Genomic DNA, 8,084 nt, shown 5'->3' on the forward strand with positions numbered 1-8,084 from the left:
TGGGCAAGCTGCCGTACACCGCCATGGCGAACGCCATTTTCACGCACCCGTTGCTGGCGGAGGGCCTCAACAGCCTCTTCACGACGCTCGATGCCCAGTAGTGCTCCGTCAGGGCTGTTCGCCGGGTCGTGGTGCGCGAGGCACATTGGATGGATGGATATGCGGCAAGTGGCGGATTGGTAGCACACAGGGCGAGGACCTCAACGTCTTTGTCGCGGTTGCTCAGCGGCAGCAGACGCCGGAGCGCGCGCGATCAGCGGACACGGTCGGTGCGTGGGGATCAAGGGTCAGATCTGGGCGGATGAATTATCGGCACCCGCCGGGTTCGGCGGGCGGGCCGAGGCAACCCACCGGGAGCAATCCTGGCGGCGGCTCGGGTCCGACCCAACAATTCTCTGCGACGAAGTCTTGCCGGAGGTCCGCCCGCACGTCGGCTGCTGGGCCACCATCAACCCGCCCCGCCCCGCCCCGCCCGGCCCCGCCCGGCCCCGCCCGGCCCCGCCACGGGGGAGTATGCCCCGCCCCACCTACAGTCATCCGGTCTTCGTTGCTCCTGGTACCGGCGGTCTCTCGCGCCGGAAGCGGGCGGGTGTCGTGCCGAGATGCGCCCGGAAGGCCCGTGAGAACGCGGACTCGGAGGAGTAGCCGACCTGGCCGGCGACACTCGCGACGGTTGCGTCGGTGGTGGTGAGCAGTTCCGCTGCGGCCATCAGCCGCGCCCGCGCAAGGAAGGCGCCCACGGTCGTTCCCGTGTCTCGGGTGAAATGGCGCAGGAAGGTGGCACGGGACATGGCGGCCGCGCGGCTGAGCCGTTCGATCGTCCAGTCGGCTCCTGGATCGTTCAGCATGCCCTCGACGGCCGACGCGATGCGGCCGTCGGCCGCCGCGGTCCACAGGGTGGCCTGCGTGGTGTCGCCCCGCGAGGTGCGCAGCACCATCGCCAGCAGCACGGTGCACAGAGCAGAGAGGATCGCCGCGGTGCCCTCGCCCTCGCGCCGCGCCTCACCGCGCATCAGGGCGCTCAGCATGCGCAGCACCTCGTCGCTCTCGGCCGACTGCCCGAAGGAGACATGCACCGGATCGGGCAGGCTTGCGAACAGCAGCGAGCCCGCGCCGGCGTCGAAGGTGTAGTGCCCGCAGAACAGGTCGATGACGGGCTTGCCGCCGTGCTCGCTTCGCGTGGTCACGAACACGTCGCCAGCGGTCTCCGTCGTCCCCGTCGGGCCGGCTTCGCCGTCAGTGGTCACCCGGTGCGGAGCGCCGCTCGGGATCATCACCACATCTCCGGGGTGCAGGTCGAGCAGGACCGTGCCCACCTGCAGTCGGCATGCGCCGTCCAGTAGCACGTGGAAGGGTGCCTCCATCTGCCCGTATGCCGGCACATCCATCCGGGTACCGGCTCCGAGCAGGCAGCGCTTGTCGAGGCCGGCCTGGAGGCGGGCCATGCGCAGCAGTCGGCTGACTGAGTCCATGATGAGACTTTCGGGCAGGAAAGCGAGACGATCGAGTCTAGTTGAATCAGCGGCCGCGCCGCAGACTCGTCACATGGAGATCACCACAGCACTCACCGCGGATATTCTGGTCATCGGCTTCGGCAAGGGTGGCAAGACCGCCGCCCGTGTGCTTGCCGACGCCGGCCGCCGAGTGGTCCTGATCGAGCAGTCCGAGAACATGTACGGCGGGACCTGCCCGAACGTCGGCTGTGTACCGACCAAAATGCTCGTCCACTACGCGAACACCAAGCGCCTCAAGGACGACGCGCAGGAGTTCTTCGCCCACTCGATCGCCGGCGTCCGCGCGCTGACCAGTGCCTTCCGCGCCGGCAACTTCGAGGCTCTGAACGGCAAGGACACCGCGACAGTCATCACCGGCACGGCCCGGTTCGTCGATCCGCACACCGTCTCCGTCGGAGAGGGACCGGACCTCATCACGGTCACCGCCCCCACGATCCTGGTCAACACCGGATCCGAGCCGGTGCTCCCCCCGATGCCCGGCCTCGCGGGCAGCTCCCACCTGGTCTCCAGCACGGAACTCACCCGCACACAGAACCTGCCCGAGCGGCTCGTCGTCCTCGGAGGCGGATACCTCGGCCTGGAGTTCGCGGGCATCTACCGGCACTTCGGCACCGAGGTCACGGTCCTCGAAGCAGCCGGCCGGCTCCTGCCACGGGAGGACGAGGACATCGCCCAGTCCGTCGAGGAGATCCTCACCGGCGATGGCATCCGCGTCATCACCGCCGCGAAGGTCACCGAGGTGCGCGACAGCGGCGCCGTCTCAACGGTCGTATACGAGAAGGACGGGCGGACACACACCGTCGAGGCCTCCGCACTGCTGCCCGCCACCGGGCGCCGACCCGTCACGGACCGCCTCCGGCTCGACGCCGCCGGTGTACGGACCGCGCCCAACGGCGCGATTGTGGTGGACGAGTACCTGCGCAGCAGCCAACCGCACATCTACGCACTCGGCGACGTCAACGGCGGCGAGCAGTTCACCTACATCTCCCTGGACGACGCGCGCATCGTCCTGGACCAGCTCCTGGGTGAAGGCAAGCGCACCACGCGTGACCGCAGGGCAGTGCCCCACACCCTGTTCATCACCCCCCCGCTCGCCACGGTGGGACTGACCGAGAGCCAGGCGCGTGCGCAAGGATTCAGCATCAAGGTCTCGCGGGAAAAGGTCGCAGACATCGTGGCCATGCCCCGCGCCTACACCGTCGAGGAAACCCGCGGCGTCATGAAGTTCATCGTGGACTCGGACACCGACCTGATTCTCGGAGCCGCTCTGCTCAGCATCGACGCGCAGGAGATCATCAACACCGTCGCGCTGGCCATGCGGCACAACATCACGGCCACGCAGGTCCGCGACTCCATCTACACCCACCCGAGCTCGACCGAAGCCCTCAACGAGGTCTTCGACAAGGTCCTCTCCTGAACCTGTCCAGCAGCGCACACGACGGGCCTCTACCCAGGCACGTCGTGCAACCAGGCCCAGGTCGCATGCCTCAACGCCCTTCACGTGGCATCGACGGAAGGCCGCGTCGGAGCGGGATGCAACTGCCGTACGACCATGAGACAAATAGGACAGGCGCGAAGAGCGAAGGGCACCCGTGCATACGTCGAGGAAAGGCCCAAGCCGATGAGAGAGGGTCCAGAAGGAGCGGAAAGCCATCGCGTCACTCCGCGGCCGCCAGTCGACGTTCGTGATCTACGACGTGCACGCCGGCGACGCCGACTGCCAGGCGCAGCGCTCACCACCTCCATCACCCACCTACTCGCACACCAGGCACCAGGGCGCTCCTGACCATTGTCCGGCTCAGCCCCCCGTGCGAACGAAGGCGTGCCTCAAGCCGCAGGCGCTGAACGAGGCCGACCAGTCGTCCCGTCTTCCAGAAGAGAAAGAGCCATGCAGCAGAAGAACAGACCTTTCGAACTTGCCGATGTCCAGATGCGCGCGCGCAAACTCGCTGACGGCGTATACGCAGTCATGGCGACAGACGTCGACGACACCGACCACACCGCGACCAACGCCGGGTTCATCGTGGGTGATTCGGGAGTGCTGGCGGTCGAATCGCTAAGTAACGGCCGTTTGGCGTCCCAGGTCATCGGCGAGGTGCGTAAAGTGACCGCGCTGCCCATTCGGTTCTTGGTCAACACCAGTTTCCACGGTGATCATTGCTTCGGAAATTTCGCCTTTCCGTCGCAGACGGTGATCATTCACCATGAGGCGACCAAGCGTGTGATCGACGAGCGCTTCGAGCAGGACCGCGCTTTCATGATCGACTTGCTCGGCGCGGACGCCGGCATCGAAGAGGCGGTAGCCCGCTCAGCGGACGTTACGGTCTCCGGGTCGTGCTCCGTAGATCTGGGAGGCAAGCATGTGGACATCGAGCACATCGGCTACGCCCAAACCGACGGCGACCTGGTCGTCCGCATACGGGAAGACAATATCGTCTTCGTCGGGAACATGCTGCAGGCGCCGCCCCCGGCATTCCCCTGGCTGTTGGAGGGGCGGGCCCACGAGGCGCTCGTCACCTACCGGCGCCTGCACGACATCCTCGACGATGACACCCTGATCGTGCCGGGCCACGGCCGGCCTATGCGCCGTGCAGACATCCTGCACTCGATCAACTACCTCGAGAAGCTGACCAGCCTGGCACGGGACGCCCGCGACAAGGGACTGTCGGCCGCTCAGGTCCGCGAGGCGCTCGCGATGAAGGAATACACCGATTACAGCATGTACGAATTCATCCACTTCCAGGTCAACATCCCCGCAGTGCTGAACAGGGAATGAGCAGCGTGCGCATACTGATCTCGGCCCGTTAGGGTGATCTTTGCTGGACTTCCTGATGTGGGTCTCGTGTTGTCGATAGCCCGTGATGCGTGAGATATGCGAATGGGGGCGGGCTGACGCCTGCAGCGTGGCGGCACCGGGAAACGGTGCGGATGCAGGCTGCGGAGCTGTTCGCTCAGCAGGTCAAACCGCCTGAGGTCGCCCGGCAGCTGCGTGTGAGTGTGAAGTCGGCTTACCAGTGGCAGCAGTTGTGGCAGCAAGACCGTGCCGACGCGCTGCTTTCGCGAGGGCCGAGCGGGGGCCGGTGTCGCCTGTCACCGTGCTGTCTGGAGAAGCTCGCCGGGTACCTAGAGCAGGGGCCGGCCGTGCGTGGCTGGACCGAGGACCAGGTGTGGACGGCTGCACGGGTGGCCACACTGATCGGCAGGAAGTTCCACGCCTCCTACAGCGTCTCGGGCGCAACGAGGCTGATGCGCCGGCTCGGTTTCCCTACGAGAGACGTGGCACCGGTTCTGCGATCACCGGCACGACCTCCGCAACATGCTGGCTTCACCCGGGAGGCTTCGTCGTCCGGCCGTGAGCGCTCCGGCGTACATCTCGTAACCGAAGGAGGCTCAGCGTGGCCGCAAACCGGAGATCAGTGTCTCGACACAACCGATAACGAGCGCGTCGAGGGGGAGTTCGCCGTGCATGCCGGTGGAGGCGAGCACGGTCAGCCCTTGCAGGAGGGCCAGGAGGGTCATGTCGACCCGACCGCTGGTATCCGGTTCGATGTCACCCCGGTCCCGGGCCTCGGCCAGCAGTCGCAGCGGCGCGGCGAACGCCCGGTCGTTGGCAGCCAGGAGGCGGCCGTTGCGCGCTTCGGTCTTTGGGCGGTGCATCAGGCCCAGCAGTGCGCGGTGTTCGACGCCGAACTCGACGTAGGTGCGGGCGAAGACGACGAGCCGTTCGGTGATGTCGCCCTCGGCAGCCCCCAGGGCCGCGTCGAGCCTGCGCCCCAGCCGCTCGTAACCCTCTTCGGCGAGCGCGTCCAACAACGCGGTCTTGTCGGCGAAATGGCGACGGGGGGCGCTGTTGCTCACCCCCGCTGCACGTGCCAGTTCACGTAGCGACAACCCCTCGATGCCGCGTTCTGTCAGAACGCTTTCTGCTTCCCGGAGGAGGGTGCTGCGCAAGTTGCCGTGGTGGTAGGGACGGGCCTCGGTCATGGGGACACCCTAGCTCAATGTATTCATTGACTACAATGTGCCCAATGAATACATTGGGGGGCATGACCAGCTCACCCTTCTCGCTCGGTGCCACCCCTTGGACGGTCGGCGAGCTTCCCCCGCAGAGCGGACGCACGGTGATCATCACCGGCGCGAACAGCGGTATCGGCCTGGAAACGGCCCGTGCGTTCGCTCAGGCGGGGGCTCACGTGATCATGGCAGTGCGAGACGTCGCCCGTGCTCGCCCGGCCGCCGCGCAACTGCCCGGTGCGACCGAACTGCGTTCACTTGACCTGGCCGACCTCGCGTCCGTCCGCGCGTTCGCGGCGTCTATCGACCGTCCGGTCGACATCCTGATCAACAATGCTGGTGTGGCGAACGTGCCACTCGGTCGGACCGCGGACGGATTCGAGACCCATTTCGGCACCAACCACCTGGGCCACTTCGCCCTCACCAACCTGCTGTTGCCGAGGATCACCGACCGGGTGGTCACCATCGCCTCCAACGCTCACAAGAGCGCCTCCCTGGACCTCACCGATCCCAACTGGGAACACCGGCGCTACCGCGCCGCCGCGGCGTACGGTCAGTCCAAGCTCGCCAATCTGCTGTTCACCCTGGAACTGCAGAGCCGGCTGACCGCGGCGGGCTCCGAGGTGCGGGCGCTGGCCGCACACCCAGGGGCGGCCACGACCGGCTTGAACCGGCATCTGCGCCCGGCCATGAAGGCGGTGGCGGCGATCGCGGGCCGACTCGTCATGCAGAGCGGGACCGACGGGGCGCAGTCGACCCTCTTCGCGGCCGTCCGGGACCTGCCCGGAGCGAGCTACGTCGGGCCCGACGGCCGGGGCGGACAGCGCGGCCGGCCCACCCTGGTCTCCCGCAGCGCCACCGCCCAGGACACCGGCTTGGCCGCCGAACTGTGGGACCTGTCCGAACGGCTGACGGCCACGTCCTTCCCTGTCGGCTGACGGCCGGGAGGTGCACCCCCGCGCCCTGCTCCCGGTGCGCGCGGCGCCGCCTCAAGACACGGACGCCCTGTTCGTGCTGGCGCCGGGTGACCGGCCAGGCCGTCGGAGGCGTGGAGGTCGTAAGCCGTCGCGCTGCTCAGAGACCGGCCAAGCAGGCTGGGGAGGCTGTTCCGCTGACTGGCAGTCCCTGCCGCTTGGACATCGGCGGGTCTCTTCGCGTCTTCAGGGGCGTTGGGATCCACGCTGTTGGTCAGTGATAGCGTCCTGGGGTGGGCGCTTCGGCGTCACGCGCGGCCGTGTGCCACTGCGTCGACGCGTGGCGCGTGAAGGGGACGACTGGAAGATCTGGGTCAGTCCGACTTCATGCTGCAGCGCTGTCTCCAGGGACTTCAGTACCGCCTCGTCAGCTCGTGCCAGGAGTCGGTCGAGCAAGAGGTCCTCGTCGGTGTGGCTGAATTCCGTGCCGGTGTCGTCGTTCATGGCTGGTCTCCCGCGGCCAGGCCCAATGCGCGTTCGTACCGCGGTACGGCTCCTGATCCACTGGTAACACAGTCGAGTGGTCACAGGCACAAGCGACGCGAGTGCCCCCGTCCATATCGGGTCCATGCGGCCACGTCTCCATCCGCTCAGAGCTGCTCGGAACACCACGTACACCAGGTAGTGCAACGAGCACTCGTCAGCGTGACATCGCCGGGACGACAATTTTCAGCTTCGCTTACACGCTTCGCCGCATTCGGTGGCAGACAGCCGAGGTCGACAACCTCACGCCGTCGATGAGCGCAGACCGACGCCTTCCGGCGCTACCGGCCAGCTCACCGCTTCGCCAGCCGCCGCCCGGCACTGACGGCCCCGGCCGGCACACCCCCCACCCGGTGAGAGACCGAGAAGCCCTGCCGCCCTCCCGAACCGGCCCGTCACGAACTGTGCTGACGTCGCTCCGCTGCCTGAGCTGGGGTGTCGTAGTAGCCAGGCCGGCCCAGCAGGACCGAGCTGAAGTAGTAGCCCTGCTCCTCCTCCGGCTCGTTGTTGGCTGCGAACGGACGCCAGAAACTCAGCAGCAAGTCAGGGGCGATGAACGAAGCAGCGTCGTCGGGATCTTCTACGATCGCGGTGAACTCACCGACGCGCCGGACAACCTCGCGCGCAGCAAGCGCGAACACGTCCACACCCCGGAACAGCACCCGATCCGTCTACAGCGACGGCCGCCCAAGCCCGACGGCTTCCAGCACGCCGTGCTCGCAGTGGATGCTGATCATGGGTGCGCGAGGCCGAACGCGACGCACCGGCCCCCGTTTTCTCCTTCGCGCAGAGCATCTGCCTCGACCTCGACGCCGTCACCGCCGGCCTCACCCTGCCCTGGAGCTCGGGCATCGTCGAAGGCCACGTCAATCGCATCAAGACCATCAAGAGAGCCATGTATGGCCGTGCCTCGTTCCGCCTCCTCCGCACCCGCATCCTGCTTCAAGCGTGACCTGAGGATTCACGGCATCGCGGCCAGAACCAAATACGTGAACGTCCACAGCGCGTCCTCGGCCGGGGCGGTGCCCAAGACCGGGGAACACTCCGGCCCGGGCAGGGCGGCGGGCAGCCGCCGCGCCGCGCGCCGCCGTGGGGCGCG

7 protein-coding genes and 2 pseudogenes are annotated in these 8,084 nt (G+C 67.3%); 5 read left to right on the forward strand and 4 right to left on the reverse strand.

Annotation, left to right across the window (positions count from 1 at the left end; translation table 11 throughout):
- Positions 1–533: 533 nt before the first annotated feature.
- Entirely contained in the window at positions 534–1,472 is a 939-nt protein-coding gene (locus ACGFZN_RS39800) for a cupin domain-containing protein (RefSeq protein WP_393863376.1), read from the reverse strand.
- A 73-nt stretch (positions 1,473–1,545) separates the two neighbouring features.
- Between ACGFZN_RS39800 and ACGFZN_RS39805 the strand changes: the two genes are divergently transcribed.
- The 3 genes and pseudogenes from ACGFZN_RS39805 to ACGFZN_RS39815 form a co-directional block, all read left to right on the forward strand.
- Positions 1,546–2,931, forward strand: a complete 1,386-nt coding sequence (locus ACGFZN_RS39805; RefSeq protein WP_393863377.1) for an FAD-dependent oxidoreductase — start codon at positions 1,546–1,548, stop codon at positions 2,929–2,931.
- 471 nt (positions 2,932–3,402) lie between these two features.
- Positions 3,403–4,290: an MBL fold metallo-hydrolase gene (locus ACGFZN_RS39810; protein ID WP_393863378.1), complete on the forward strand. Its 888-nt coding sequence runs from the start codon at positions 3,403–3,405 to the stop codon at positions 4,288–4,290.
- A 152-nt stretch (positions 4,291–4,442) separates the two neighbouring features.
- Positions 4,443–4,727, forward strand: a pseudogene (locus tag ACGFZN_RS39815) (helix-turn-helix domain-containing protein); the annotation flags it as partial.
- A 177-nt stretch (positions 4,728–4,904) separates the two neighbouring features.
- Here the strand turns inward: ACGFZN_RS39815 and ACGFZN_RS39820 are convergent.
- Positions 4,905–5,498 (reverse strand): TetR/AcrR family transcriptional regulator, encoded by a 594-nt coding sequence (locus ACGFZN_RS39820; protein WP_393863379.1) that lies wholly within the window; start codon positions 5,496–5,498, stop codon positions 4,905–4,907.
- Positions 5,499–5,560: 62 nt separating this feature from the next.
- Between ACGFZN_RS39820 and ACGFZN_RS39825 the strand changes: the two genes are divergently transcribed.
- The gene (locus tag ACGFZN_RS39825; RefSeq protein WP_393863380.1) at positions 5,561–6,466 is read left to right on the forward strand and encodes an oxidoreductase; all 906 of its coding nucleotides are present in this window, start codon (positions 5,561–5,563) and stop codon (positions 6,464–6,466) included.
- A 222-nt stretch (positions 6,467–6,688) separates the two neighbouring features.
- Here the strand turns inward: ACGFZN_RS39825 and ACGFZN_RS39830 are convergent, their stop codons facing one another.
- Positions 6,689–6,946 (reverse strand): hypothetical protein, encoded by a 258-nt coding sequence (locus ACGFZN_RS39830; RefSeq protein ID WP_393863381.1) that lies wholly within the window; start codon positions 6,944–6,946, stop codon positions 6,689–6,691.
- Positions 6,947–7,380: 434 nt separating this feature from the next.
- Entirely contained in the window at positions 7,381–7,632 is a 252-nt protein-coding gene (locus ACGFZN_RS39835) for a hypothetical protein (RefSeq protein WP_393863382.1), read from the reverse strand.
- Between the two features lie 89 nt (positions 7,633–7,721).
- On the opposite strand from ACGFZN_RS39835, the pseudogene ACGFZN_RS39840 reads away from it, so the two are divergent.
- Positions 7,722–7,937, forward strand: a pseudogene (locus ACGFZN_RS39840) (transposase); the annotation flags it as partial.
- Positions 7,938–8,084: the final 147 nt, after the last annotated feature.

This window comes from Streptomyces sp. NPDC048192, from assembly GCF_043202415.1.
GTDB lineage: Bacteria > Actinomycetota > Actinomycetes > Streptomycetales > Streptomycetaceae > Streptomyces.